21 protein-coding genes, 1 tRNA gene and 1 pseudogene are annotated in these 25,913 nt (G+C 58.8%); 11 read left to right on the top strand and 12 right to left on the bottom strand.

Annotated features, from left to right (window positions below; translation table 11 throughout):
- Positions 1–9: 9 nt before the first annotated feature.
- The 3 genes from ACP8J1_RS04810 to argS form a co-directional block, all read right to left on the bottom strand.
- On the bottom strand, positions 10–1,353 hold the full coding sequence (locus ACP8J1_RS04810; protein ID WP_023021774.1) for a homoserine dehydrogenase: 1,344 nt from the start codon (positions 1,351–1,353) through the stop codon (positions 10–12).
- A gap of 172 nt (positions 1,354–1,525) precedes the next feature.
- On the bottom strand, positions 1,526–2,863 hold the full coding sequence (gene lysA / locus ACP8J1_RS04805) for a diaminopimelate decarboxylase (protein WP_023021776.1): 1,338 nt from the start codon (positions 2,861–2,863) through the stop codon (positions 1,526–1,528).
- A complete protein-coding gene (argS, locus tag ACP8J1_RS04800; protein WP_023021777.1) occupies positions 2,864–4,516 on the bottom strand; it encodes an arginine--tRNA ligase in 1,653 nt (550 codons plus the stop codon).
- Positions 4,517–4,726: 210 nt separating this feature from the next.
- Between argS and ACP8J1_RS04795 the strand changes: the two genes are divergently transcribed.
- The 5 genes from ACP8J1_RS04795 (at position 4,727) to ACP8J1_RS04775 (ending at position 9,465) form a co-directional block, all read left to right on the top strand.
- A complete protein-coding gene (locus tag ACP8J1_RS04795) occupies positions 4,727–5,512 on the top strand; it encodes a (Fe-S)-binding protein (RefSeq protein ID WP_023021778.1) in 786 nt (261 codons plus the stop codon).
- On the top strand, positions 5,512–7,017 hold the full coding sequence (locus ACP8J1_RS04790; RefSeq protein ID WP_034656446.1) for a lactate utilization protein B: 1,506 nt from the start codon (positions 5,512–5,514) through the stop codon (positions 7,015–7,017). Before ACP8J1_RS04795 ends, ACP8J1_RS04790 begins: the two co-directional genes overlap by 1 nt.
- A complete protein-coding gene (locus ACP8J1_RS04785; protein WP_023021780.1) occupies positions 7,014–7,634 on the top strand; it encodes a LutC/YkgG family protein in 621 nt (206 codons plus the stop codon). Before ACP8J1_RS04790 ends, ACP8J1_RS04785 begins: the two co-directional genes overlap by 4 nt.
- Before the next feature lie 117 nt (positions 7,635–7,751).
- Positions 7,752–9,338: an alpha/beta fold hydrolase gene (locus ACP8J1_RS04780; RefSeq protein ID WP_023021781.1), complete on the top strand. Its 1,587-nt coding sequence runs from the start codon at positions 7,752–7,754 to the stop codon at positions 9,336–9,338.
- 53 nt (positions 9,339–9,391) lie between these two features.
- Positions 9,392–9,465, top strand: a tRNA-Arg gene (locus ACP8J1_RS04775).
- 64 nt (positions 9,466–9,529) lie between these two features.
- On the opposite strand, the gene ACP8J1_RS04770 is transcribed toward ACP8J1_RS04775, so the two are convergent.
- Positions 9,530–10,327 carry a MerR family transcriptional regulator gene (locus ACP8J1_RS04770; protein ID WP_023021782.1) on the bottom strand — a complete coding sequence of 266 codons (798 nt, stop codon included), beginning with the start codon at positions 10,325–10,327 and terminating at the stop codon, positions 9,530–9,532.
- Between the two features lie 97 nt (positions 10,328–10,424).
- Between ACP8J1_RS04770 and ACP8J1_RS04765 the strand changes: the two genes are divergently transcribed.
- From ACP8J1_RS04765 to ACP8J1_RS04755, 3 genes and pseudogenes are all read left to right on the top strand, one after another.
- On the top strand, positions 10,425–10,931 hold the full coding sequence (locus ACP8J1_RS04765; RefSeq protein ID WP_232212588.1) for a hypothetical protein: 507 nt from the start codon (positions 10,425–10,427) through the stop codon (positions 10,929–10,931).
- A gap of 1 nt (position 10,932) precedes the next feature.
- Positions 10,933–11,831, top strand: a pseudogene (locus ACP8J1_RS04760) (ABC transporter ATP-binding protein).
- Positions 11,832–11,834: 3 nt separating this feature from the next.
- A complete protein-coding gene (locus ACP8J1_RS04755; RefSeq protein WP_023021786.1) occupies positions 11,835–13,001 on the top strand; it encodes an ABC transporter permease in 1,167 nt (388 codons plus the stop codon).
- 59 nt (positions 13,002–13,060) lie between these two features.
- Here ACP8J1_RS04755 and ACP8J1_RS04750 read toward each other — a convergent pair whose 3' ends face one another.
- From ACP8J1_RS04750 to ACP8J1_RS04720, 7 genes are all read right to left on the bottom strand, one after another.
- Entirely contained in the window at positions 13,061–13,264 is a 204-nt protein-coding gene (locus ACP8J1_RS04750) for a hypothetical protein (RefSeq protein WP_023021787.1), read from the bottom strand.
- A gap of 108 nt (positions 13,265–13,372) precedes the next feature.
- Positions 13,373–13,672 (bottom strand): hypothetical protein, encoded by a 300-nt coding sequence (locus tag ACP8J1_RS04745; RefSeq protein ID WP_023021788.1) that lies wholly within the window; start codon positions 13,670–13,672, stop codon positions 13,373–13,375.
- A gap of 5 nt (positions 13,673–13,677) precedes the next feature.
- On the bottom strand, positions 13,678–14,184 hold the full coding sequence (locus ACP8J1_RS04740; protein WP_023021789.1) for a MarR family winged helix-turn-helix transcriptional regulator: 507 nt from the start codon (positions 14,182–14,184) through the stop codon (positions 13,678–13,680).
- 4 nt (positions 14,185–14,188) lie between these two features.
- Entirely contained in the window at positions 14,189–16,774 is a 2,586-nt protein-coding gene (locus ACP8J1_RS04735; protein WP_023021790.1) for an AAA family ATPase, read from the bottom strand.
- The gene (locus ACP8J1_RS04730) at positions 16,774–17,892 is read right to left on the bottom strand and encodes a metallophosphoesterase family protein (protein ID WP_023027841.1); all 1,119 of its coding nucleotides are present in this window, start codon (positions 17,890–17,892) and stop codon (positions 16,774–16,776) included. The genes ACP8J1_RS04735 and ACP8J1_RS04730 overlap by 1 nt, the downstream gene beginning before the upstream one ends.
- Entirely contained in the window at positions 17,892–18,713 is an 822-nt protein-coding gene (locus tag ACP8J1_RS04725) for an SWIM zinc finger family protein (protein ID WP_023021792.1), read from the bottom strand. The genes ACP8J1_RS04730 and ACP8J1_RS04725 overlap by 1 nt, the downstream gene beginning before the upstream one ends.
- 3 nt (positions 18,714–18,716) lie before the next feature.
- Positions 18,717–21,752: a DEAD/DEAH box helicase gene (locus ACP8J1_RS04720; RefSeq protein ID WP_023021793.1), complete on the bottom strand. Its 3,036-nt coding sequence runs from the start codon at positions 21,750–21,752 to the stop codon at positions 18,717–18,719.
- Positions 21,753–21,919: 167 nt separating this feature from the next.
- On the opposite strand from ACP8J1_RS04720, the gene putP reads away from it, so the two are divergent.
- From putP to ACP8J1_RS04705, 3 genes are read left to right on the top strand one after another with little or no spacing between them, the layout of a single operon-like run.
- Entirely contained in the window at positions 21,920–23,485 is a 1,566-nt protein-coding gene (putP, locus tag ACP8J1_RS04715) for a sodium/proline symporter PutP (RefSeq protein WP_023021794.1), read from the top strand.
- A gap of 37 nt (positions 23,486–23,522) precedes the next feature.
- Positions 23,523–24,101, top strand: a complete 579-nt coding sequence (locus tag ACP8J1_RS04710; RefSeq protein WP_023021795.1) for an HNH endonuclease family protein — start codon at positions 23,523–23,525, stop codon at positions 24,099–24,101.
- 44 nt (positions 24,102–24,145) lie between these two features.
- Positions 24,146–24,595, top strand: coding sequence for a hypothetical protein (locus ACP8J1_RS04705; RefSeq protein ID WP_023021796.1), 450 nt, complete (start codon positions 24,146–24,148; stop codon positions 24,593–24,595).
- Positions 24,596–24,615: 20 nt separating this feature from the next.
- Here ACP8J1_RS04705 and ACP8J1_RS04700 read toward each other — a convergent pair whose 3' ends face one another.
- Positions 24,616–25,842 carry an HNH endonuclease signature motif containing protein gene (locus ACP8J1_RS04700; protein ID WP_023021797.1) on the bottom strand — a complete coding sequence of 409 codons (1,227 nt, stop codon included), beginning with the start codon at positions 25,840–25,842 and terminating at the stop codon, positions 24,616–24,618.
- Positions 25,843–25,913: the final 71 nt, after the last annotated feature.

Genomic DNA, 25,913 nt, shown 5'->3' with positions numbered 1-25,913 from the left:
TGCGTCGGGCTAGCTGCCGAGGCGGATTACGGAATGGACGGCCTTGACCTCATCTAGCTCATCCAAGTCAGCCACGATCTTGTCCAGGGTGGCTTCCTTGGCAGCATGGGTGACCACGATGAGGCGAGCAGTATCTTCGCCGTCCTCTTGGCGTACCGTGCGCAGGGATACGCCATTATTTGCAAAGGCCGCAGAGATGGCCGCGAGCACACCGGTGCGGTCTTGGACCTCCATATCGATGTGATAGCGGGTTTCCACCTCACCAAAGTCGGCGATAGGTAGATTGGCGTAGGTATTTTCACCCGGTGCGCGGCCGCCGTGGACGATATTGCGGGCTGCACCGACGACGTCGCCAAGCACGGCAGAAGCAGTAGGATTACCACCTGCGCCATTGCCGTAGAACATCAGGGAACCTGCGGCCTCGGCTTCGACGAAGATGGCATTATAGGACTCGCTGACAGAGGCCAACGGGTGCTCCTTGGGCACCAAAGTGGGGTGTACGCGGGCGTTGACGGCTTCGGATCCGTCCTCCCGCTGAAGGCGTTCGCAGATGGCCAACAGCTTGATGGAATAGCCGGCATCATTGGCCGCCGCGATATCCGCGGCCGTGACCTTGGTAATGCCCTCGCAGTGCACGTCTTCAAACTTCACGCGGGTGTGAAATCCCAAAGATGCCATAATAGCGGCCTTGGAAGCGGCGTCGTGGCCCTCAACATCCGCGGTGGGATCAGCCTCGGCATAGCCCAGGCGGGTGGCCTCGGCCAGTGCCTCATCATAAGAGGCACCCGTGGACTCCATGGCATCCAAGATGAAGTTTGTGGTGCCGTTGACGATGCCGGAGATGCGCTCTACCTGATCACCGGCCAGAGAGCGGCGCAGCATACCTACCACTGGGATGGCGGCGGCCACGGCAGCCTCAAAGTAAAGGTCCACTCCGGCGCGGTCGGCGGCTTCTGCCAGCTCATCCGCATGCGCGGCTACCAACGCCTTATTAGCAGTAACCACGGACTTGCCGGAATTGAGAGCGGCGAGGACCAGCTCGCGCGGAAAATCAATGCCGCCGATAACCTCGACTACAAGGTCGATATCGTCGCGGGCGACAAGTGCCTTGGCATCATCGGTCAATAGCTCCTGGGGTACCCCTGGGCGCAGCTTATTCTTATTCTGGATGGCGATGCCGCGAATCTCGGCTGGGCCGCCAATGCGGTGAGCAAAGGCATCAGCATTCTCTCCCAGCAAGCGGAAGACCTCAGCACCAACGGTGCCAAAGCCCAGCAGCGCGATACCAACGGTCTCACCCTCGCCCTTGCCGGAATGCTTTTGTGCCTGAAGCTCGCTAGTCGATGCAGCCATAGTCCGTCTCCATATTGAAGTTGGGGTTAACGTGTCGTTCCCGCTCAGTGCGGATACAGGACACTATACAGAACAAGCTGTCTACTTTCGCCCTAAATAGACCCATAGATAGAAAAAGCCCCGCCACAAGGCCTGAATTAAAATAGGTTTTGTGGCGGGGCTCGCGTGCCAGCTAGTCCACTTCGAGGGAGAGAAGATCCTCGATGGTCTCGCGCCGCAGCATTGGCTTGGTATGTCCCACGCGCGTGGCGACGACCGCTGGGCGCACCGCACCGTTATAGCGTGAGGACATCATGTACTGGTAGCCGCCGGTAGCCGCAAAGGCGATCAAGTCTCCCGGCTGGATATCATTGGGTAGCTCGCCATCCTCAAGTAGGATATCTCCGGATTCGCAGTGGAAACCCACCACGCGCGAGGGCACCTCTTCCCCATCGCTAAAGCGGTTGACCACGCGTACGTCATACGCCGAGCCGTAAAGGGCCGGACGTATATTGTCCGACATTCCGCCATCGACAGAGATATAGCGGCGCAGGGGCAGATCGGACTTGCCGGTTTCTACATCCTTGACGGTACCCACTCGGTAGACGGTCACCGCAGAGCCGGCGACCAAGGAACGGCCAGGCTCGACTAGGAGGAAGGGCGCCTCGATGCCCAACTCCTCTGCGGTGTGCTTGACCGCACCGAGCATATCGCTGGCCACGCGCTCGATATCCAGTGCCTCCTCATAGGGCATATAGGGAATGCCGAAGCCACCGCCCAAATCGAGCTCTGCCAGAGTCACGTTCAGTTCGGTGTAGATCTGACGGTACAGGCCCATGACGCGCTCGGCAGCAAGCTTAAAGCCCTCCGCATTAAAGACCTGGGAGCCCACATGGCAGTGCAGGCCGCTCAAGTGCAGGTTCTCTGCCTCCAAACATCGCTTGGCCGCGGCGAAGGCGGCACCGGTGGCTAGCGAAATGCCGAACTTTTGATCCTCATGCGCTGTCGCGATGAATTCATGCGTATGCGCATCCACGCCCGGCTTGACGCGGATCATGACCGGCTGCACCTTGCCCGCTTCCCCAGCGATGCGATTGAGTTCTTCGAGTTCGTGCTCATTATCGATGACGACGTGACCCACGCCGGCATCTACACACAGCCGCAGGTACTCTTCGTCCTTATTATTGCCATGCGTGGTAATGCGCTCGGCCGGGAATTCTGCCGCCAGTGCAATCTTGAGCTCGTTGAGGGAGGCCGCATCCAAGCACAGGCCTTCCTCATTGACCCAATTGACAATCTTCTTGGAAATGAATGCCTTGGAGGCATAGTGCACATGCTCCGGGCCGCCAAAGGCACGCGCCATGTCCTGGCAGCGGGACCGGAAGTCATCTTCATCGAAAACGTAGAGCGGGGTGTGGAATTCCTCCGCCAAGTCCGGCAACGGAACGCCGGCGATGGTAACTACGCCGTCTTCCTCGCGCTGCGCATTGCGCGGCCAGACATGGGCGGGCAACTCATTAAAATCCGCCATTTACATCTTCTCCGGGGTGCTTACGCCCACCATGGTCAAGGCATTAGCCAGGACCACGCGGGCTGCCTGCGCCAATGCCAGGCGGGCGCCATGGATAGGAGCCTTTTCCTCGCCGGCCTTGGGCAGGACCTGGCAAGAGTCATAGAAACGGTGGAATACCGCAGCGAGGTCCTCGGCGTAGCGGGCAATGCGGTGCGGTTCGCGCAACTGCGCTGCCTCTTCCACTACGGCCGGGAATTCACCCAGCGTACGGATGAGATCTCCCTCGCGTTCATGGGTGAGCAGGGAAAGGTCCGCACCTTCGGCATCAACGCCCAGCTCGGCTGCCTTGCGGCCGATAGAGCACAGGCGGGCGTGGCCGTACTGCACGTAATAGACCGGGTTATCGGAGGACTGGGATTCCCACAGACCGAGGTCGATATCGATGCTCTGGTCCACAGAGGAACGCACCAGGGAGTAACGGGAGGCGTCCACGCCGATGGCGGCCACGAGGTCCTCCATGGTGATAACTGTGCCCGCACGCTTGGACATGCGCACCGGCTTGCCATCGCGCAAAAGGTTGACTAGCTGGCCAATTAGTACCTCGACAGCATCGGCATCGTAGCCCAAGGCGGCAGCTGCCGCCTTCAAGCGCGGCACATAGCCGTGGTGGTCCGCACCCAGCATGTAGATATTCAGATCATGGCCGCGGTCGAACTTATCAGCCACGTATGCGATATCGCCTGCGATATAGGCCGCATTGCCATCGGACTTAACCACCACGCGGTCCTTCGAATCGCCGTAGTCGGTGGATTTGAGCCACCACGCATTCTCGGCCTCATACATATTGCCTTCAGCCTTGAGCTTGTCCAGCGCAGCGTCGACCGCACCGGACTCAAAGAGGGAGTTCTCGTGGAAGTAGACATCAAAGTCCACGCCAAACTCATGCAGAGATTGCTTAATCTGCGCAAACATCATCTCTACACCGTCTGCACGGAAGGCTTCCTGCACTTCTTCATCGCTGCCCTCCAAGGCGGATGGATTCTTCTCTACCACGGCCGCAGCGATGTCTTGGATATAGGCTCCGCCATAGCCATCCTCCGGAGTTGGCTCACCCTTCGCGGCCGCCACGAGGGAGCGGGAGAAACGGTCAATCTGGCCGCCATGGTCATTGAAGTAATACTCGCGGGTAACCTCCGCGCCGGATGCCTCCAGCACGCGACCCAAGGAATCTCCTACTGCGGCCCAACGAGTACCGCCGAGGTGGATCGGACCGGTGGGGTTAGCGGAGACGAATTCTAGATTGACCTTCTTGCCTGCAAAGGAATCATTAGAGCCATACTCCTTGCCGGCGCGGAGAATCTGCGCGACGATCTCCCCCTGGGCATCGGCAGCAAGGCGAATATTAAGGAAACCAGGACCGGCAATGTCGGCCTCCGCAATGGCGTCATTTTCCGCCAGGGACTCTGCCAACCAGCCTCCTAGCTCGCGCGGGTTAGCTCCGGCCTTTTTGGCCACCTGCAGTGCCACGTTGGTGGCATAATCGCCGTGTTCAGGATTGCGAGGGCGTTCGACGGTTACCGTTTCGGGCAAGACGGAGGAGTCAAGGTCATGGCTTTCCATGACCTTGGTGGCAGTTTCTTTAATCAGTGTGGCCAAATCAGCTGGTGTCATGTCGCACGATTCTAGTGGACTGAAAAGTCAAGTGTGAAAAGGGCCGTGCCCTAAAAGTCCCCTTTACTGCACAAACGGCTGATAGAGACTTTCTGCAACACTAATATTGCAAAATAATCGCTGGTCAACGAGGAGACGCATTACGCACGTACTGCTTAAAGGGAGTAAGGTTGTGGCTACCCCATGTCAAAAATCAACGAGGAGCACCGTATGCGCATTGCGCTATTTTCCACTTGCATTGGTGACGCCCTTTTCCCGGACGTACAAAAGGCAACGGCACTGGTTCTCTCCCGCTTGGGCCACGAGGTGGTCTTCCCGGAAGAACAGACCTGCTGCGGCCAGATGCACATCAATACCGGCTACCAAAAGGAAACGTTGGGCATGATCCGCTCTTATGCGGATGCCTTCGCAGATCCCTCTATTGACTACGTAGTTGCGGCCTCCGGTTCCTGCGTGGGCGTCGTTCGTGAACAGCACGAGCGCATCGCCGACCGTTTCGGCAACTCCGCCGACGTCGACGGCGCCCGCAAGACCACCCAAAAGACCCTGGATCTACCCGAATTCTTGGTCGACGTTGCCGGCGTGACCAATGTGGGCGCATTCTTCCCGCACCGCGTGACCTACCACCCCTCCTGCCACGGCTTGCGCTTCCTGAAACTGGGCGACCGCCCGCTGCAGCTGCTCCAAGAAGTAGAGGGCATCGACTTGGTCACCCTTCCTAATAAGGAAGAATGCTGTGGCTTCGGCGGTACCTTCGCAATCAAGAATGCGGAAGTATCCCGCGCGATGGTCACGGATAAGACCCGCCACGTTAAGGAGACCGAAGCAGAATTCGTCACCGGCGGTGACTCCTCCTGCCTGATGAACATCGGTGGTGCCCTGAGCCGCCAGCGTTCCGGTGTCCGCGCCGTTCACATGGCTGAGATCTTGGCTTCCACCAAGGAGCACCCATGGACTCCTACCTCCGCCGCCTACTCCAAGGAGACGATGCTCTAATGACCTCTTTCCTCGATACCACCCCACCGCGTGCGCCGGAAGGTTACGGTAACCTGCGCGGCAGCAAGGCCTTTGTTCCCCTCGCACACGTTGGCCTAAACAACGCCACCCAGCGCCACAACCTGCAGCATGCCACTACCTCCATTCGTGAGAAGCGCTCTGGCGCTGTAGAAGAGCTGGATGATTGGCAGGAGCTGCGCGCCGCTGGTTCCGCAATTAAGGAAGATGTCGCCGCCCGCATGCCAGAACTGCTCGAGCAGTTCGAAGAGGCAGTTAAGGCGCGCGGTGGCACTGTCCACTGGGCACGCGATGCCAAGGAAGCTAACCAGATCATCGAGGGTCTGATTCGCGCCACCGGCGAGACCGATGTGGTCAAGGTTAAGTCCATGGCCACGCAGGAAATCGGCATGAACGAGCACCTAGAGGCGGCCGGCATCAACGCTCGCGAGACCGACCTCGCGGAGCTCATCGTGCAGCTGGGTGAAGATAAGCCATCCCACATTCTGGTTCCGGCTATCCACCGCAACCGCGCCGAGATTCGCGATATCTTCGTCAACAAGATGCCGAATACCGATGACTCCCTGCAGGCCGAGCCGGCCGAGCTGGCAGAGGCATCCCGCCAGTTCCTGCGTGAGCAATTCATGAAGGCCAAGGTTGCTATCTCTGGCGCCAACTTCGGCGTGGCAGAAAGCGGCACCATCAACATCGTGGAATCCGAGGGCAATGGCCGCATGTGCCTGACCCTGCCAGAAACCCTCATTACCGTGATGGGTATTGAAAAGCTGGTTCCTACCTTCCAGGACCTGGAGGTCTTCCTCCAGCTGCTGCCGCGTTCTTCCACCGCGGAGCGTATGAACCCGTACACCTCCATGTGGTCCGGCGTTACTGAGGGCGATGGCCCACAGAACTTCCACTTGGTGCTGCTGGATAACGGCCGTACCGCGGCCCTGTCCTCCCCGATTGGCCACCAGGCCCTCAAGTGCATCCGTTGCTCGGCTTGCTTGAATGTTTGCCCAGTCTACGAGCGCGCCGGCGGCCACGCCTACGGCTCGGTCTACCCTGGCCCAATTGGTATTTCCCTGACGCCGCAGCTCACCGGCATGAAGGACCACAACGATCCTTCCGCCAGCCTGCCTTATGCTTGCTCGCTGTGTGGCCGCTGCGACGAGGTTTGCCCGGTTAAGATTCCGCTTTCTGACGTCATTTTGGAAAACCGTCACCAGAAGGTCACCCACGCCACCCCACCAATCGAGCCGAAGCTCTTCAAGACCATCCAGCTGCTGTGGAGCAACCCGAAGCTGTGGAACAAGGCAACACACATGGTCGCCTTGGGCCGCATTTTGGGTGGCACCAACAAGACCATCGAATCCCTGCCACTGTTTATGTCCGGTTGGTCTGAGGGCCGCGATACCGCGGTTCCGCCGAAGAAGTCCTTCCGCCAGTGGTTTGAATCCGAAGAAGGCAAGGAACTTCTTGCCGAGGCCCGTGAGGAGTCCAAAAAGTGAACGCAAAGCAGGAAATCCTAAGCCGCATCCGCTCCGCCCAAAAGCAGGCTGGTCTTCCCGACCACGTTGATGCCCCGCGCGACTACCAGCGCGAAGGCACCCTGAACGCGGACGAACTGCGCGATATGCTCATTGACCGACTCGAGGACTACAAGGCCGAGGTACACGTCACCGAGGAAGGCGAGCTCAAGCAGGCCATCGCCAAGATCCTCAAGGACCGCAAGTGCAACGACATCCGCTATGCCGAGGGCATGGATGCCAGCCTATTCGAAGGCTTCGACGCGAAGCCGGACGATAAGAGTGTCGATCCGCGCACCCTCAATGAGACCGACGCAGTGGTCACTTATTCCCACGTCACCTCCGCCCAGACCGGCACCATCGTGCTCGAGTCTGATGAACGTTGCGGTCGTCGCGCGCTCACCCTGGTTCCGGATCGCCACCTGTGCATCGTCCACCAAGATGAGATCGTCTACGGCATCCCCGAGGTCATTTCCCGCATGGATCCAGAGAAGCCTGCAACCTGGATTTCCGGCCCTTCCGCCACCTCTGATATCGAGCTCACTCGTGTCGAGGGCGTACACGGCCCGCGCGATCTCATCGTCCTCATCGTCAAGTAGGTGCATAGCCCTCGCCCCGGCCGGTGAGGGCACCCACCTACTGTGAATATGATGCCAAAAGCATCAAAAAAGCATAGGCTAGGTCTACCAATAATTCTTATTCTGGAGACCTAACCTATGCTTTCTTTTTCTTCGAAGCTGGCGGCCACGCTTGGTGCTGCCGCACTGACCATGGGCATCACTGCACCGATTGCCACGGCCGCGCCTGCACCTGCACCACAGGCAGCCAAGCCCACCATTTCCTGGGAAGACTGCCCTGAACAGGTAGACATCGACAACGCCGAATGCGGACGCATCGAGGTTCCTACGTACTACGACAACCCAGAGGCCGGCACCATTAGCGTCGGCTTCGTGCGCGTTCCCGCCGCCAACCCAGGCGCCCGCCGTGGCGCGTTGTTTACCAACCCTGGTGGCCCAAGTGGCGATGCCTATGGATGGGCCGGCAATACCGCCGTTCCATGGCCACAGGCCGTACGCGATGAGTGGGACACCATTGGTGTGCAACCGCGTGGCCTGCCTGGCTCCACTCCAGTCAAGTGCGATGCTTCGGCTGCTAGTGACCCACTCCGAGATAGCCTGCAGATAGGAAAACTCACTCGCGATGCTTGCGAGAAGAACACCCCGGGCTATACCAATTCTTTAACCACCGCCAATACCTTGGAAGATTGGGAGATGGTTCGCCGCGCCTTGGGCGAGGACAAGATTGACATCGCTGGTACTTCTTATGGCACCTACCTCGGTTCCGCTTATGCCACCAAATATCCGGAGCACACCGGCAAGGTCTTGTTGGATTCCGGAATGAGCCCCAAGCTGGCGTGGAATGGCATCTTTGCTTCGCAACAACGCGGCTATGAAAAGGCACTGCACGATCTCTTCGGGTTCATTGCCAAAAATGATGCCAAGTACCACCTCGGCACCACCCCGCTGCAGGTCTATGAAAAGTGGTCTCAAAAGGTAGCTCGTGAGGCAGGTGTACGCCCTACCGTATTGCCACCGAACGCCAAGATTGGTGACCTACCTCCAGGACTCGAGTTTGCCGGTCAGCCTGGTGCGAACATCATGACTGCCACCGGCCCATTGCGCGTGCAGGCGGAGTTCCTCAGCCAGAAGATTCACAACCCCAACGCCGTGCAGGCAGCCTCCCCGTTACTGAACATGACGCGCCTCCTTGTTGTACCGACCCCTTCACGATGGGATGCCTTTGCCAAGCACCTCAACGGTAGCGAACCTATCGATGCGGAGCAGGCCGATCCGGACGCCGTGCAGAAACAACAGGAGTCCTTCGCGCAAGCAATAAATATGCAAAACCTCATCGTTTGCAATGAAAACACCGTGCCCGGAAATCCGCTGCTGTACCCGAGCTACCTGTGGTCCAACTTCGTCAGCTTTGATCCCTTCACCCAAGTCAACTCTCTCTACGGCTCCGGCGCAGGCTGTGGTGGACGTGCGCCGGTCACGGGCCAGGCGCCTCTCGACGGCTCCAAGCTCGCCACCAAGCCCCTCCAGATTCAAGCAACCGGCGACCCACAAACGCCGTACCAATACCACACGAGCCTCTCCAAGCCGATGCAGTCCCGTGTGGTCACCGTCCATGGCCCCGGCCATGCGCACTTTGCCTCTGGGAATAAGGTTGTCGATGACATCGGCGTGCACTACTTGCGCACCGGTGAAGTCACTACCACCGACGCCCCCGGGTTGATTTAGTCCCCCACTACCCCATGCGCTAAAATCACATCGTTGGGAATTTTCCCAGCGATGTCTCCGTAGCTCAGCGGATTAGAGCATCGGTTTCCGGTACCGAAGGTCGCAGGTTCGATCCCTGTCGGGGACACGGTTACCGCTGGCCACCAGTACTTTCCGGTGGCCAGCGGTTTATTTATCTTCCGGCCCGCTAGCTATTTCCACTCCGGATTGGCGGTATCCACCCCTTGTGCCTTAGCCGCATGCTCAATCGCGTCCGCCAACCACTGGGCCAGCCCTTCCTGCTGCGCCTCATAGTGCGCACGGAAGCGCTCATCGGCAACGTAGCCGCGGGAGATTAAGAAGTGCTTTGCCGGCGTTACAGGAAAGAAGGCGCTGAGTGCTGCGCGGTGCTTTTCGACGAGCCCCTGGGCCTCCTCCGAGTCCGGTGCCACTCCACTGGCTACAGCCTGGGCCAGCTCCTTTTCCACCTCAGCAACTGCCGCCTGAGCTTCGCTCCAGTTCTGCTTCGACCAGTCGGCAGTGCGTTGCTGATACATTGCCCAGTCCTCGCTCGATCCATAGGCCTCTTCCGCCTCTTGCTGATATGCGGCGAAATTTCCATCACCTACAATTTGTCCAATTTCTTCCACAGTGAGCTTTCGTTTATTCATTGCATCCTCCATCAAGGTGTCAATCGCTGCCAGCATTTCAGTGAGGTTGTCGCGCTGGGCAAGCAAGCTTTCCCTCTGCCTCTGCAAATGTTCTATATCGGAGGCAGCGCCATCTAGCAGCTGTTTAATATCGGTCAATTTCATACCAGTAGCGCGGTAGATCAGAATCTTCTGCACCCGGGCACAGTCCTCCTCGGTATATAGCCGGTAGTTGGACCAGCTGCGCCACGTGGGTGACAGCAAACCTTGCGCCTCCCAGTGATGCAGCGTGCGCACCGTAATACGGAAGAGCGCAGCTACCTCGCCAACGGTATAAAGAACTTCATCGATGTCGTCCATGATTTTATTGTCGCGCCTTACGCTACGTCAGGGTCAACCCAGAGAAAATCTGCAGAATCTCTTGCCAGAGTGTTGGGTTTATGCAACACTTGGGTGCATGACAGCAAACGACAACCCTGTTTCTACAAAGGTCCGTGCCGAGCGGTTCCGCCGACCAGGCCCCACCCGTGGATTAATCGCGTCTATGTATCTGTGCGTAGCCATTTCCGCGATTTCCCTCATCTGCGCACTAGCGTTTTCCTCCTACTGGTCTCTCTTGGCCATGTCTGTAGCAATGGTCCTCTCGTGCGTCCCGTGGACCATTCTGCGCATAACCATCGATTCCAAGGACAGCAAGCCGCTGTCTTTTCTCGATGAATATGAAGCCCAGGTCCTGGATGAGTGGCGCCGCAGGGCCTTCAAGCTGTCTACTTTCCTGCTATTTGTCGGCGGTTTCGCCACGCTCCTCGTGGGAAATTGGTTCCTCGGAGGAGGGATTACCGGCACTATTGGTACCAAATACTTACTTGGGGCCGGCTATTTTCTGCTTTTTAGCTTCTTCATCTCTACCACCCTGCCCGCCGTCGGCTACGCACTAACCTTCAACCAGAACACGGAGCACTAATATGCCCACCTTGACCATTGACCACCTCAATAAATCCTTCGGGGAGACGCAAGCCCTGCGGGATATGACCTTTAGCGTTGGCGAGGGCGAAATCTTCGGGTTTGTCGGCTCCAACGGCGCCGGAAAGTCCACCACCATGCGTATCGCGCTTGGCGTGCTGTCTAAAGACTCCGGCGAAGTCTACTTTGATAACGCCCCAATTAATGACGATAATCGCCGCCGCATTGGCTATATGCCAGAAGAGCGCGGACTCTACGGCAAAGAGCCCCTGCTGAGCCAGCTGGTCTTCCTCGGCACGCTGCATGGCATGGATAAGTCGGCTGCTAAGCGGGCCGGCACTGAACTCCTAGAACAGCTGGGCTCGGTGAGCGCATGGACGATAAGCTCGATGATCTCTCCCTAGGCAACCAGCAGCGAGTGCAGCTGGCCGCCTCCCTCATCCACGATCCGGACATGCTGATTTTGGATGAGCCTTTCTCTGGACTCGACCCGGTAGCGGTCAACGTGATGTCTGACATGCTGCGTGAACGCGCCGCCCGCGGCGTACCGGTTATATTTTCTTCGCACCAGTTGGACTTGGTGCAGCGCTTATGTGACCGCGTGGGCATTGTGACGAAGGGGCACATGGTGGCCGAAGGGGGCGTCGATAAGCTGCGCAGCCAGGGCCCGCCGCGCTTTGAGGTCGCTACCCCAGCACGCGGCTGGTACCCGGAGGGCACGGAGCTGGTGGCCGAAACTCCCGACGCCGTGGTAGTCCAAGCAGATCCCAGCGTTGATGACCAGACGATCCTGCAGGCTGCCCTAGCCGCTGGCCCAGTCCACTCCTTCGGCCGCAAGATCCCAGACCTGACCGAGCTTTTCCAGGACGTCGTCACCAGCAACCAGAATGAGGAGGCCTAAGCCATGCAGTATTCCGCAATGAAGACCATCGGAGTTGTAGCCAAGCGCGAAATGGCAGTCGCACTGAAGTCGAAGATGGTAGTGGGCACAATGCTGCTGCTCATTCTCGGCGCCATTATCGCCCCGATTGCTATCAGCTTCTTCAGCGGCGATGATGAACCTGATTCCGTAGCCGTCGTGGGGATGGAAGCAACTGCCTTCAAAGATTCCGGCATCGATGCCACCGCGGCGAAAGACCGCGCGGAAGCCCAGCAATTGGTAGAAAATGACGAGGCCGATGCCGCGCTCGTTCCGGCAGAAAACGACGGCTGGGATCTTTTGAGCAAGGGTGATACGCCTGCCACGGTAACGACCACCGTCAACCAAATCGTTTCTTCTCAAGCACAAGCAACGGCGCTGGATAAGCTCAATATTGACCCGCAAGAGCTAGAAAAGGCTACCCCTTCTACCGCTGTAAATCAGGTGAACCTAGAAGAAGAGGATGGCACTGAACAAAAGATGGCCGGCGTGGCCACGGTCCTCATTGGCGCAATGGCGGTGGTCTTTTCCATCATGACTTTCGCTGGCCTGATTGGCGGCCGCGTCACGGAGGAAAAGTCCTCCCGCGTGGTGGAAATTATCTTGTCCTCCGTGCGCCCAGTAGACTTCCTGGCCGGCAAGATTTTGGGCAATACCATCATCGGTTTCTTGGCTACCCTCCTCATTCTGGGCGGTGGCGCAATCTCGCTTACTGCATCCGGCCTGGCTAGTGATTTCGAGCTAGATTATGGCTTGGTAGCCGTCCTCCTTGTGGGCGAGATTCTAGGCCTGCTTTTCTTTGGCAGCCTTTACGCTGCAGCCGGCTCCATGGTGCAGCGCACCGAGGATCTCCAGTCCACGCAGGCACCTATTTTATTCCTTGTCTTTGCCACCATGTATGTACCAATGTTCGGCTGGATGCATCTGGATGCCACGTGGATGCAGGTCATGACCTGGTTGCCGCCGGTTTCCATGCTGGTCGCTCCGATGCAGGTGGCCGGAGGAAACCTCAGCTGGCTAGGCTTGCTGGCTAGCTACGTGCTCATGGCTGTGGTGACCGCACTGATTATCGTGCTAGTCGGTCGCATCTACCGCCGCGCCATTTTGAATAATGGACGCAAGATGACCTGGCGCCAGGCGGTGGGCAAATAAAAATAATCCGGCTCCCCTGCCGTGTGCAAGGGGGAGCCGGATTCTTCTATGAGCCGAAGCTACTGAGTAATGAACTCGTTGGTGATCGGCTGGGTGATGTCCAAGGTGCCGTGCTCGATGTAGTACATACCGAAGAACATGGCTGCCAGCATCACTACGGCTAGCAGCATGGAAGGAATCCACTGAAGGAATACGGGAACCCAGCCCTTGCCCTTATCGCGAGCTGCTGCTTCGCGCTGTTCCTGAGCCTCACGCTCGTTCATAATGATAAAACCTTTCGATCCACCGAGGATTAACTACGGATATCTTAACAGTTAAGTGCTTATAAGGCCGCATTCCTCGCACTTTTGATTGACGCCGAAATTTCGCCCTTAGATTCCGGGGTCCTCGTTATTGAGCAGTGCCTCTACGAAAGACTCGCGGTCCGCGAGCATGCGCTCGATGTCCTCTTCCGCGCCGACAATCCATAGCTCGGTGTCTTGGTCATAGGTCAACACGGAGTCTGGGTAGGCCTCTAGGGCCTCTTCCATAGCGGAGACTTGTTCCTCGCTGGCGGCATCATCCAGGTGCGCTTCGGGGTCACCGATGCGTGGACTAAGCTCCTCCAACGCGGTGATTCCGTAGGTCTTATATTGTTTCTTTGGGTGCTCAAAGAGCTCTTGTCCCATCATGGAGCTTAATCCCTTCCGTGTAGTAGCGAATCTGGCACGTATCCCTCATAGCCTGGGAGGTTTTTGGCCTGCAAAACGCCGTTAAAAAAGCGCCGCAGCGCAGGCACGTCCTCGGGCTGCAGGTGGTCAAAAACCATGCGGCGGACTGATTCCACATGTTCGGGGGCGGCGCGCCGCAAGTGTTCTATGCCCACGTGAGTAACGCACACATTGATCCCACGGGCATCTACCGCGTCTGGTTCTTTATAAAGCAGGCCGCGCTTTTCCATGCGGGTTACTTGGTGGGAGGCGCGGGAGCGATCCCACTCTAGCTGCGTGCACAACTCGTGCAGGCGCAGGTGCTGCTCCGGTGCCTCAGACAAGGCAACGAGGACAGCAAACTCGGAGGCAGATACCTCGCCGCCGGCCTTGAGCGTTTCATCCATTCCCCTATTAATCTTGCGCACAGCGCCAAGGAGCAGGCGCCATAGTTCCTGCTCCTCGTCGTCTAACCAGCGAGTTTGAGAAGGCATGGCACTAGATTACCCCTTTGAGGGAAGCAATGGCGCGCTCGCTGCGCCCCGGCACGCGAGAATAGCGCTCCGGCATGCAGGTAAAGACCAATACCTGGTTATCCCGTCCCACGTGGGAAAAGAGCGTAGCCATGAGTTGCAGGCGGTGCGCGTCGGTAGAACCCAGCGCATCGTCCACGATGACCGGCACCGACTCCGCCCCTACCAATTGCGCAATGGCAAAGCGGGTGAGGATGGCCAACTGCTCGCGAGCACCGCCGGACAAGCTGGCCAGGTTCACCGTCTCTTTATCCTGGGTACGGGCGGTCACGCGGAGATCTTCATCGAGTTCGAAGGTGATATCGCCACCATAAACGGTGCGAGCCAGCTGTGAGAGTGCGTCCACGAAGGGCGCGGCGTAACGCTGGCGGGCGGCATCGCGGTGCTTGAGTAAAAGTTCGCGCAGATAGCGAGCTGCTTGCGCGCGCTTGTCTACGCTCTCGTACACCGCGCGAGCCATCTCTACCGCTGCGGTGGCCTGCTGGGCGCGCTCGGCGGCACCAGAGTGGAAGTTGATTTCGCTCGACAGCCTGCCAAGGTCCACCTCACAACGCTGGATGCGTCCAGTGAGGTATTCCAGGTGGGACTTCGCGCCTTCTACCAGCGAATTGGCGGTATCAAGATCAACCGCTTCCATCTGCTCCAGCTGCCCGCGCAGCTCCGCCACGACGGTCTCCAAACGGGTGACCTCGGCATGGAGCGCCTCGTCGGCGGCATGCTCTCGCGCGGAGGAGAGCTCCCTGGTCACGCGCTGTGCATTCTCGCGGGCGGCGGTCAGCTCGGCGTTTAAGCGCACTACCTCGTGGGCAAGACGGCTTTCGCGATACGGCACAAGCTTGCGGTCGAGCGCATTGACTTTTTCGCTGGCTGCTTCTTCCGCGGCTTCGGCGGCAGCGAGATCGACCTCACCCGCATCTTCAAGGTCCGCCACCTTCTCGGACAAAGCGGAATGCTGGGCGCGGAGGTCACCTAAATCATCCGGCCCCAGTTCCACGGCAAGAGCCCGGGTGGCGGCATCCAGAGTGTCGTTGAGCGCGCGGTGCTCCTCATGGGTCTTTTCGGCCGCTTCGACAGAATCCACGCCAAGGGTATCGAGCAGGTCCTGCAGTCGTATGCGAGCCTGTTCCACATCGCGCAGGGTGTCTTCGGCTGAGTAGGCCCCAGCGGAGAAGCGAGCGGTAATTTTTCCGATGGTGATAACTCGGGCGTCGACAAGCTCGATGGCGGTGTCCTCGCCTATCTCGACGTCCTCCCCATCAACACGGATCCTAGAACCATCCGGACCCGAAAAGTGCACCTTGGCGGCCGCAGCCTCGTGCAGGCGCGTGGCCACAGACAGCGCCGAGTCCGCCTTATGCAGGCTGCTGATATCGGCCGCGGTGATCTCGCGTCCACGCTGGGCAATGGCCGCGCGGGCTTGGTCTACCTCGGCGGCGAGGGCGTCGAGTGATTCCAACCGGGCGCTTAACTGTTCAAATCTCTGCCTATCTTGCAGGCGGCGAGCCTGTTTGAGAGTGCTGCGGGCCGCGGCATAGTCTTCTTTTGCCTCTGCCAGGCGCTTGTCCAGTGACTCTTTTTCCGCAGCTTCTTCTTGAGCTTTTTCTTGCGCGCCGGTGAGCTTCTTCTCGGCGTCCTTGGCAGCCGTGGCAGATTCATCGGCTGTGGCGACGAGCCCGGCGCGCTCGGTAACCGCTGCTTGGGCGCGGGCAAGATCCTCGATGGCGCGCTCGAGCGTAGCTTTGTGGGAATCCAGTGTGGCCTGCGCGGTTGCGGCTTCCTCCGCCTGGTTCTGCTTTTCAGTGAGATCGGCTCGGGCGGCGGGAAGCTCGGCTTCGGCGGCGGATTGGTCGCGCTGGAGTTGCTCGTAACGCTCAACCACGGAGTCCAGCTCCCGCAGCACGCGGGTGGCCTCTGCGTATTCTTCTTCGGCGCGCGCTAGAGCTGCAGCGGACTCCTTGTACTCGCCGGCCGGATTACCCTTCGCCGCGGTGAAGTAGCGCTGATATTCCTTGTCCACGCGGGCAAGGAGCGCGGAATCATCGCCGGAGACCTCTTCCTCGGCCAGGCCAGATTCGCGCTCCAAGGCGCGGGTGAGGCTAGGAATGCCGACGGCCGAGATGGCCTCGCCGGTGTCGTCTTGGCGCATAAAGAGGGCGTCGACAAGCGAGCGGTCCAAGTGCTCCGAGAGAATACGCTCCAACTCATCATCGGCCTGACTGCCGGTAAATTGCGCCGGCCGCGGCGAAGAAATGTGTAGCTCGCAGGATTTCTTGGAAAGCCAGCGCTTGGCAATGCTAAAGCGGTAGTCGCCTACGCTAAGTTCAGCCGTGATTTCCGGGGCCACGTCTTTGCCCACCGGTTGCAAGGCACGAATGCGTTTGGACCGGCCGTTGTGCTTTTCGGTAAGCACCACGTCGAGCGCCTCCACGATGGTGGACTTACCGGCCTCGTTCTCACCATGGATGACCACGACGCCGGTTTCTGGCAACTCATCCAGGACCAGGTGCTCAATGCCGCGGACGTTATTAAGTTCTAGGCGGTGAATGCGCATTAGGACTGTCCCTCCAGGCGGAATAGCAAGTTGGCAGCGTCGCGGGCGACGGGATCCTCGCGGTTATCCAGAAGCTCCTGCAGGGCCTCGGCCGCGTAGCCGGAAATATCAAGGCTAGCTAGTTCTTCATCGCTGGGCTCAAGGTAGAGATCCATGGTGCGCTCGCGCGGGCGCAGGGAGGCAAATACGGCCTCGTACTCATCTAGTCCGCGCTGCAGGCGGGCGTGGGCCTCGATGCCGAGCGTGCCGCGCAGGCTATATTTCACGGCCGTGCGCACCTTGTCCGGGTACTCGCCCAAGCGTGCCAAGAACAGGTCCACGTCTTCGGCGGAATCCACGGCGGCATCGACGGCCTCAAAAGTCCAGCGGCCGATGCGCCGCTTCTCGACGTCCACCTCATCCCCCACGCGCACCACCAGCGCATTGCCAGAATCCGACTCGCCGCCGCCGGTGCTCGTTTCCTTAAAATCCGTGGTTTCTGGACTGCCGGAGAACCACACTCGGCCGGTGGTGCCGAGGCTTTCGGTGGAGTGGGTATCGCCGAGCGCCAGGTAATCAATCACCCCGCGATCCAGGCAGTCTTCAACGAAGGCTAGATCGATGGTATCGGCGTCATCCTCGCCAGAGCGGGAATCCACCTGCCCGTGACCAACGGCGATGCGAATGCCCTCGGCCGGCTCCAGCGGCTCGAGAGCGTGGCGGACTAAGTCGTGGTTCGCGCGCTTGGACAGATAAGGCGCGCCAACCAGCTCCACGCCGGGGGCCACCTCAATCGGCTGGGAGTCCGCAATAACGTGAACATTATCGGCGCTGGTCTTATAAAAGACCGAGTCCGCCACCAGCGGGTCATGATTGCCGGGCAGGACGTAGACCGGTACAGGTAGGCGCTTAAACATTTCCGTGGCGCGGGCGAGGATTTCGCGGGAGAGGGAATTGTGCTCAAAGACATCGCCGGCTACGACGATGAAATCCGCCCCGGTGTCCTCGGCCAGCTCGCCCAGCCGCATGATCGCGGCCTCGCGGTCATCATTAAATCGGCCCTGGGCCTCGCCCTTCAAGAACCAGCGGGTCATGCCCAGCTGAAAATCGGAGGTATGGATAAACGTGGTAGCAGTCATTAGTGCGTGAGGTGGTAGTAGAGGTCTTCAATATCGGATACCGCGCGCAAGAGATCCAGGTTGGTATGAGAAACCGAACGCATGGCCTTGCGCAAGAGGTCCGGATCGGAGTCATCGATGGCCGGGGCGACCTTGGGCTGCGGCAGCTTCGGCAGCTCGCGGCCGTTCCAGAAGATCTCATTCTTTTCTTCCTCGGACAGCCCGCTTGGGGTAAAGCTTTCGCGGCTGACTGTCTTAGCCTGTTCGAGGACCATGCGCTCCAGGCGGGCAAAGTCCAAGCCACGCATATTAAAAATGACAGCCGGGTCCGCATCCGCCCGGGTGGCGAGCTTATCGCCCACCGCCACGATGTGCTTGCACACGTACTCGCCGTCCGGGCAGTCACAGGTCAGGCGCAGGTCTTCGGCCTCGGGGGCGAAAAGGGTGTCTAGGGCGGCGTCGGCAAGCAGGCCTTTGCGTGCATTGGCAATGGAGTTGGGGGTGCGGGCGAATTCGGTGGCCAGCTGGGCAATATCGTCATTATTGCGGTAGGGCAACTGGATGAGCACCGCGAAGGGCTCATTCTGGGAGCCGGCCACGCGGCCGTGGATGGCGCCGTTGCGCACCTCCAGTCCCACGACGTGGCCGCCCTCGGCATACTGGCGGCCGCGGGTAATCCGGCCGCGATCCGCACCGTGGGAGGTAAAGGCCGCGATACGCGAGGCCGTCGTGGACAGGATGCGCCCGCTGCGGTCGACGTGATTGACCTCAGCCGGGGTGCTTACCCGCTTGCGGGTACCAAAATTGGCATAGATAACGTTGTCATCGCCTTTAACAGCCATGGATTACTCCCTCCCCCGGTAGCTCATGAGTGCGGCCAGCTGATCTGGGTCCAGCTCGGTGAGCCAACCCTCGCCCTCGCCCACGACGGCGCCGGCCAGCTGCGTCTTACCATCCAAAATGTCCTGGATAGATTCCTCCAGCGTACCCGCGGTGATCATCTTATATACCTGCACATTGCGGCGCTGGCCAATGCGGAAGGCGCGGTCCGTCGCCTGGTTTTCCACCGCCGGGTTCCACCAGCGGTCCATGTGGACGACGATGGAAGCAGCCGTCAGGTTCAGGCCGGTACCGCCGGCCTTGAGCGAAAGGATCATCGCCGGCGGACCATCCTCGGACTGGAAGTCTTCCACCATCTGGTCGCGCTTATTTTTGCTCACCCCGCCGTGGAGGAAGGGGATCTCCCGGCCGAGCTGATCGCTAAGGTATGGCTGCAGGATATCGCCAAAGGCCTTGTATTGGGTAAAGACCAAGAGGCGCTCGCCGGATTCAGTGGCCTCGTCCACGATGCGCATGAGTTCTTTAACCTTGCCGGAGCGATGCTTGCCCTTGAGCGTCACCGGCGAGCTATCGCCCAGGTAATGCGCGGGGTGATTACAAATCTGCTTGATACGGGTGAGCGAGGACAACACCAGCCCACGCTTATTCATTCCCGTAGCTTCCTGCAGGTCTTTTTTCACCTGGTTGACCAGTGCTTTATACAGGGCGGCCTGCTCGGTGGTCATGGACACGGTAAGGATTTGCTCGGACTTTTCAGGCAGATCGTCGATAATATTCGGATCCGTCTTCACACGGCGAAGGATAAACGGCGCGGTGAGCTGGCGCAGGCGTTCAGACATCTCTTCGTCATCATTGCGCTCGATGGCCTTAGCAAAGTGATTGCGGAAGAACGAGGCGGAGCCCAATACTCCGGGATTACAAAAGTCCAGGATGGAGCGCATCTCCGAGAGGCGATTTTCCACCGGGGTACCGGTCAGCGCCACGCGGTGCTCCGAGGGCAGCGAGCGCACGGCCTTGGATGATCGCGTCGCGGAGTTCTTGATGGCCTGGGCCTCATCTAGAACAACGCGCTGCCAGCCTACCTCGCCCATGTCCTTAAAATCGCGGCCCACGGTGCCATATGTGGTGATAACCAGGTCGCACTCAGTAGCGGCTTGAGCGAAGTCTTCGCCCCGCGGGCGGCTTGGACCATGTTGCACCATAACCTTGAAATCCGGGACGAAGCGCTGCGCCTCGCGCGCCCAGTTTCCTACCACGGAGGTTGGCGCCACGACGAGCGTGGGGCCAGTCTGCTCACCGCGCTCCTTTTCCACCGCGAGAAGGGACAGTAGTTGGAGGGTTTTGCCGAGCCCCATGTCGTCGGCAAGCACGGCGCCTATGCCATTGCGAGACATCCAATACAGCCAGTCGACGCCGCGACGCTGGTACTCGCGCAGCTCCGCATGGACAGTTTTGGGAATGTCCACGCGCTCTGGGGCGACCTTGTCCACCCCGCCGAGCAGGGCCGTATGCCAGGTACTGCCAGTGAACTCGATGGGTTCTTGGGTCATGGACTCGAGCGCCAGCTCGCGCAGCTCAGCCACGGTAACCTGCTCGTGTTCTTCGCCACCCTCGTTGAACTCTTGGCGGCGCCGCTCCACGTCCGCCATTAAGGCTTCCCAACCGGGTTCGCCGAGCTGCTTGGCTATCTCCGCGGTAGCGGCCAGCTGCTCAAGTTCCTTCTTCTTGCGCGCCAGGGACTTCTCCCGCAGCGCATCCATGTATCCGGAGACCTGGGAGACAACCTGCTTATCGGCCATGACCCACTTGCCGCGTAACTGGATAAGTCCGGACTTGGAATTGACCAAGTCCTCCATCTCTTCCTCGGTCAACTCCACATCGCCCACGGACATGCGCCAGTTATAGTCCACCAGCTTATTCATGCCAATGTGCTTTTTAGTGGCGGCCTCGGCCGGATCGCGGGCCTCGTGGGTTTCCAGCTTGGCCTTCGTTTCCATCTGCGCCCAGGCCTTGGGCAGCATGACAGTCACGCCACTGGCCTTGAGCTTGTCCACCTCGTGAGTGACAAAATGGGTGAGCTGGTGGGTTTCTAAGTAGACATCCCAGTCACCATCGCCAGGTTGCGGCAGTTGTGCGGTCTCCCCCAGCGTGGGAGCGATGCGCACGGCCTTGCGGTGGGCTTCCCTCAGCTTTTCGACGCTCGCCCTATCCAGACTCTGCGCTGACACCGGCCGCGGAGCATCCGTGCCCGAGCGCACCCGCACGCGCACCGGCCACTTGGCCGCATCCGGGTCATCTTCTGCCGGTTCTTCCACGATGTAGACCAATTGGAGTTCCACCTCGTAGATGGAATTCTTCCACTCATTGAGCCCGCGCAAAAGTTGTGCGCGCCCACGCCGGATCGACCGCGTATCGAGCAGGGCGCGGGCGAACTCGTGCCACGGCATCGGCCGCGGTGCTTCCGCCACGGGCCGCAGCTCTCGAAACGCGATCCAGTGCGTGAGCTCATCGGCCATATCATCCGACAGTGCCCGGTTATTAACATGCAAGATGCCGGGCGCGGCTGCCATCATCTCTGCAAGCCACCCGCGCTCCCCCAAGCCGGAGGCCAGCTGCCACATGGGGAACCACTCATTGGCCTGGTAAGCCAGCCGGAACGTCACGCGCCCGGCGCGCACGAATTTGCATAGGCCACTGTAGGCATGGAGCAGCCACTGAAGGTCTGGAGCGATGGTGGCAGGCGGCTTGTGATTCAGGTGTTCCATCTGAGCAAGCGCCGCGACGGCCTCTTCTGGGCCGAACATTGCCATCGGCACCATCAAGGACACGTCCTTGCCCTTGGGCGTGCGCAGCGAGACCCGCGCCCGGTTGCGGAAAGATTTCTTCCCCAGGATGGACTCTACCGCCGGCGGGAAGGTGCCTTCAGGAACGGCATTGGGCATGACAATCTTGTGCCCTTCTACCTGTTCAATCCACAGACCAAGCCCCGTAACGGGGAGCCACAGTCCATGCACGAGGTAAGAAGCCATAACCGCCAGCATAGCAGCCCTGCCAATTTTGTTACACGCTCGTTATGTTCTCTCCTTTTCCCAGTTGAACGATAGAAAATCCAAACGGAGACATGCGTCACACCTGTATTTTCGCTTGGGTTAACCTTGTGACCCCGTTAACGTGAATATGTCCTACATATCACTACAAGGAGTAAAATGTGCAAGATTCAACTTGGTACGTCATTGCGATGATCGTGTATCTCCTCGCGATGGCAGCCATTGGCTACTGGAGCTACAAACAAACCGACCAATATGACGATTATGTTTTGGGCGGCCGTGGCCTGCACCCATTCGTAGCGGCTCTTTCCGCTGGCGCATCCGATATGTCCGGCTGGCTACTCATGGGCCTGCCCGGAGCTCTATTCCTTTCCGGCATGTCCGAGCTGTGGATGGCCATCGGCCTGCTCGTCGGCTGCTGGGCTAACTGGAAGTGGGTCGCACCGCGCCTGCGTTCTTACTCGGAAATCGCGGCCAACTCCATTACCGTGCCGTCCTTCTTTGAAAACCGCCTGCACGATAAGTCCCGCCTGCTGCGCATCATCTCCGCAGCCATCATTATTTTCTTCTTTACCTTCTACGTCTCCTCCGGCATGGTTTCCGGTGGCCGCTACTTCGAGTCCACCTTCGGTGGCGACTACCTCACCGGCATGCTCGTCATCGCTGCGGTGACCATCTTCTACACTTTCGTCGGCGGCTTTTTGGCGGTGTCTTACACGGACGTCGTCCAGGGCGTTCTTATGTTCGTCGCCCTGATGATCGTGCCGATCATGGCCATTGTCTCTCTCAGCGATCCATCCTCGATCTTCTCGTTTGCCGCCAATAATCCCTATGGCACCGATGGCGTAGTAGAAAATGACAGCTACTTCTCCATGTTCGCAGGCGTATCCGCCGGCGTTATCATCGGCAACCTGGCCTGGGGCTTGGGCTACTTTGGCCAGCCGCACATCGTTGTCCGTTTCATGGCGCTGCGTAAGCCTTCCGACGCCAGCCAAGGCCGCTTCTACGGCGTGACTTGGATGGGCCTGTCCGTCATCGGCGCAATCTTCGTCGCGCTCTCTGGCACCGTTTACTTCACCCAAACCGGCCACAGCATCACCGACCAGGACAATTTCGAAACCATCTTCCTGGACATGGCACAGGCCATGATGCACCCGTTGCCCGCAGGCTTCGTCCTGACCGCGGTTCTTGCCGCCATCATGTCCACCATGTCTTCCCAGATGCTCGTCGTCTCTACTTCCCTCATCGAGGACCTCTTCCTCATCTTTGCCAAGAAGAAGCCAGGCGAACAGGTCCTCATCAATCTCTCCCGCACCGCAATCGTTGCCATCGCGGTCATTGCTGCCCTCTTGGCGATCAACCCGTCTGACTCCATCCTTGGCCTTGTGGGCTTTGCGTGGGCAGGCTTCGGTTCCGCTTTCGGCCCAATCATCTTGCTGTCCCTGTACTGGAAGCGTTTCAACGCCACCGGCGCGATTGCCGGCATGCTCACCGGCGCCATCGTAGCCATCGGCTGGGGCATGTCTCCGCTTTCCGATACCCTCTACGAGATGGTTCCTGGCTTCTTCCTGGCCCTCATTGTGGCGGTCATCGTCACCAAGCTCACCAAGGAGCCAGCACCGGAAGTTGTTAGCGAGTTTGAAGAGGCCACCAAGCTGGCCAAGCTCGTGGAAAATGACTCCAGCCTCGACTTCGAGGAGGCCGCAGAAAAGGTCACCGATAAATAATCGGAACCATCACGGACTCCACGCAGTCCAATAGGACATGAAGTCCTATTATCTGGCCGCGCTATCATGCGTCACCGTCCTTATCGGCGCATGGTATGCGTGGCCTTTTCCACGTTTTGAGGTCGATACCGTAGCTGCACGCCCTAACGCCGCTGGTTACAATCGCGATGATTTCGGCATCTGGCAGCCCCACGGTGCCTGTAGCACCCGCGAGGCCATTCTGGAAAGCCAGGCCAGCGATCCCCTCCACGATTGCCATGCCCGCAGTGGGACTGTCTATGACCCTTATAGTGGCACCACCATTCCTGCCACTTCACCCATAGAGATCGACCACATCTTTCCGCTCTCCGCGGCCTATGACATGGGCGCTTCCGAGTGGGACCGCGAGACCAAAGTGCGCTTTGGCAACGATCCGCTCAATCTCGTAGCCACCAGCCGCAAGCTCAACCAAGAAAAGTCAGATGCTCTTCCTGCCGAATGGCTTCCGCCGACCAACCGCTGCGAATATTCTCGCCGCCTCGCAGACATCGCCCGCAAGTACTCGCTTCCGCTCCCTTCCGCGGACGTGCGCGCCATGCAAAGGCAATGTCGGATAGCCCTACTCACCGGAAATTGATTAGGGTAAATGTGGCAACTTTCCGCGATTGAAGGGTTCTTTCAATGACTACTTTCCTTGTATTCCTCCACGTGGCTGCAGCTATTCTCTTAATCGGTCCAGTCTGCGTATCTACCTCCAGCTTCCAGACGCAGATGGCAAAGGCAGCACAAGGTGAGCACGCAGCACTAGGCTCCGCCCGCGTTTTGCATAACATAACCAATACCTATGGCTACATTTCCGCTATTGTGCCTATCCTCGGGCTCGGCGTATTTCTCTCCGATATCAGCGCCTACAAGTCCGAGGTAAACTTCCACATCGCCATCTTGGTTGCCATCGTCGCGTGGTGCTTGCTCTTCTTCGTCATCATCCCTAAGCAGAAGAAGGCAATGGCCTCCCTCGAGTCAAACGAAACCTTTGACTACGCGGCGGCAAAGAAGCCACTGTCCGCGTTCGGTGGCGTATTTAACCTCCTATGGATCATCTGCCTAATCCTGATGTACGTCCACTTCTAATTGGTCTTCTAGAAGGCCATCTACTCTTCCGGGACAGTTTCTTCGCTGTCCCGTTTCTCGTTTTCCAGCTCTTCTTTCAATCTCTGTGCATCCTCGTGCGCATTGTGCCGACGCCGCTGTGTCGCCTGCGCCACCGTCTGCGCCCACCTCCGATTTTTCGCTGCGAGTGGCCCGCTAGCTTCGTCATAGACCCACGTGGAATCCTCAAAAAGCCAGACTATGTCCCCACTAATCGGATCCTTTATATAAAAGGCCCGCCCATCAGTCTTGATGTTGTGGTGATGTTGGCATAGGCACGCAAGATTGGCCGCCGCCGTAGGCCCTCCTTCGGCAAAGTCGTGTCGATGGTCCATCTGGGAAGCCATTGCTGGCCGCGTGCAGCCGGGCCATCGGCAGGTTCCGTCGAGTCCTTCCACAAAGGCACGGATATGGGGCGGCGTTACGTAGTTTCCACTTTCGTCCTGTGCTGCCTTTTCCATATCGCGGACGGTTGTCGCCCGCTTTTGCATGTCGTCGGCAACCTCTGGCGAGACCCAACCCAAACTTTGAACGAAGGCTGGCGCATCAGGAAGATCGCAGCGGTACATATTGAGCACCACCTTCGCCTTGGCTTCAGCCTTGCCGGTGAGCAGAGCAACTGCCGCTTGGGCCAAGGAAATGTCCTTCTCCGTAGCCACGCTGCGGATATTTCGGTCAATGATTTCGGCGGTTTCTAGGCCCACGTCGAGGCATACTGCGGCCCACTCCCCTCCCGTGGGCTCGAGATTATAGGACTCCTTCCGACGTGGATCGCGCGCGGCGATAGTGGGATCGAGGCGGACAATAAGCTCCCGCAACTTACGCCGCAGGTTGCGATGGGACGGCAATTTTTGGTTGGGGCGCTTGGGGGTGAGGTAGGTGGTTAATTCGGCGTCGATAAGCAGCCGTTTATCGGCGTCAATCTCCCCTAGCTTGGAAAGTGTCTGGTCGATAGTAATTAAGCGGTCTAAATCTAGGTGGTAGAGCTCTTCCTGCCGCGCTTGAAGGTGTGGTAGCTCCTTTAAGCGCTCAAAGGCGAAGATAATATTTCTAATTCGAGACTGCCGCGTACCAGTAAGGTCCGACAACGATTGGCTGATGATTTCGATATCCTCATCCGGATCTGGATGCAGGCGCCTCCATAACAAGTATTCGGCCTTGCGTATGGTTGTAGCTGCTCGTGAGGTTGAATTTTGCGAATTGGTATTGGCAAAGTAGGGCGCATTCATAGACTTCCCCCGCAGAAGTTTCCCTAGAACATGTTTGCGCTTTTAGTATATAAAATCGCCCCGACACGCTA

It is taken from the genome of Corynebacterium sp. LaCa_205 (assembly GCF_057458085.1).
Note: the sequence above shows the minus strand (reverse complement) of the source record. Positions and strands in the feature narration are given on the sequence as shown.

What these genes read in the sequence shown, in the direction of transcription:
- ACP8J1_RS04810 (WP_023021774.1), bottom strand. Translation starts at nt 1,353, where the DNA reads ATGGCTGCATCGACTAGCGAGCTTCAGGCACAAAAGCATTCCGGCAAG.
- lysA (WP_023021776.1), bottom strand. Translation starts at nt 2,863, where the DNA reads ATGGCGGATTTTAATGAGTTGCCCGCCCATGTCTGGCCGCGCAATGCG.
- argS (WP_023021777.1), bottom strand. Translation starts at nt 4,516, where the DNA reads ATGACACCAGCTGATTTGGCCACACTGATTAAAGAAACTGCCACCAAG.
- ACP8J1_RS04795 (WP_023021778.1), top strand. Translation starts at nt 4,727, where the DNA reads ATGCGCATTGCGCTATTTTCCACTTGCATTGGTGACGCCCTTTTCCCG.
- ACP8J1_RS04790 (WP_034656446.1), top strand. Translation starts at nt 5,512, where the DNA reads ATGACCTCTTTCCTCGATACCACCCCACCGCGTGCGCCGGAAGGTTAC.
- ACP8J1_RS04780 (WP_023021781.1), top strand. Translation starts at nt 7,752, where the DNA reads ATGCTTTCTTTTTCTTCGAAGCTGGCGGCCACGCTTGGTGCTGCCGCA.
- ACP8J1_RS04770 (WP_023021782.1), bottom strand. Translation starts at nt 10,327, where the DNA reads ATGGACGACATCGATGAAGTTCTTTATACCGTTGGCGAGGTAGCTGCG.
- ACP8J1_RS04765 (WP_232212588.1), top strand. Translation starts at nt 10,425, where the DNA reads ATGACAGCAAACGACAACCCTGTTTCTACAAAGGTCCGTGCCGAGCGG.
- ACP8J1_RS04755 (WP_023021786.1), top strand. Translation starts at nt 11,835, where the DNA reads ATGCAGTATTCCGCAATGAAGACCATCGGAGTTGTAGCCAAGCGCGAA.
- ACP8J1_RS04750 (WP_023021787.1), bottom strand. Translation starts at nt 13,264, where the DNA reads ATGAACGAGCGTGAGGCTCAGGAACAGCGCGAAGCAGCAGCTCGCGAT.
- ACP8J1_RS04745 (WP_023021788.1), bottom strand. Translation starts at nt 13,672, where the DNA reads ATGATGGGACAAGAGCTCTTTGAGCACCCAAAGAAACAATATAAGACC.
- ACP8J1_RS04740 (WP_023021789.1), bottom strand. Translation starts at nt 14,184, where the DNA reads ATGCCTTCTCAAACTCGCTGGTTAGACGACGAGGAGCAGGAACTATGG.
- ACP8J1_RS04735 (WP_023021790.1), bottom strand. Translation starts at nt 16,774, where the DNA reads ATGCGCATTCACCGCCTAGAACTTAATAACGTCCGCGGCATTGAGCAC.
- ACP8J1_RS04730 (WP_023027841.1), bottom strand. Translation starts at nt 17,892, where the DNA reads ATGACTGCTACCACGTTTATCCATACCTCCGATTTTCAGCTGGGCATG.
- ACP8J1_RS04725 (WP_023021792.1), bottom strand. Translation starts at nt 18,713, where the DNA reads ATGGCTGTTAAAGGCGATGACAACGTTATCTATGCCAATTTTGGTACC.
- ACP8J1_RS04720 (WP_023021793.1), bottom strand. Translation starts at nt 21,752, where the DNA reads ATGCTGGCGGTTATGGCTTCTTACCTCGTGCATGGACTGTGGCTCCCC.
- ACP8J1_RS04710 (WP_023021795.1), top strand. Translation starts at nt 23,523, where the DNA reads ATGAAGTCCTATTATCTGGCCGCGCTATCATGCGTCACCGTCCTTATC.
- ACP8J1_RS04705 (WP_023021796.1), top strand. Translation starts at nt 24,146, where the DNA reads ATGACTACTTTCCTTGTATTCCTCCACGTGGCTGCAGCTATTCTCTTA.
- ACP8J1_RS04700 (WP_023021797.1), bottom strand. Translation starts at nt 25,842, where the DNA reads ATGAATGCGCCCTACTTTGCCAATACCAATTCGCAAAATTCAACCTCA.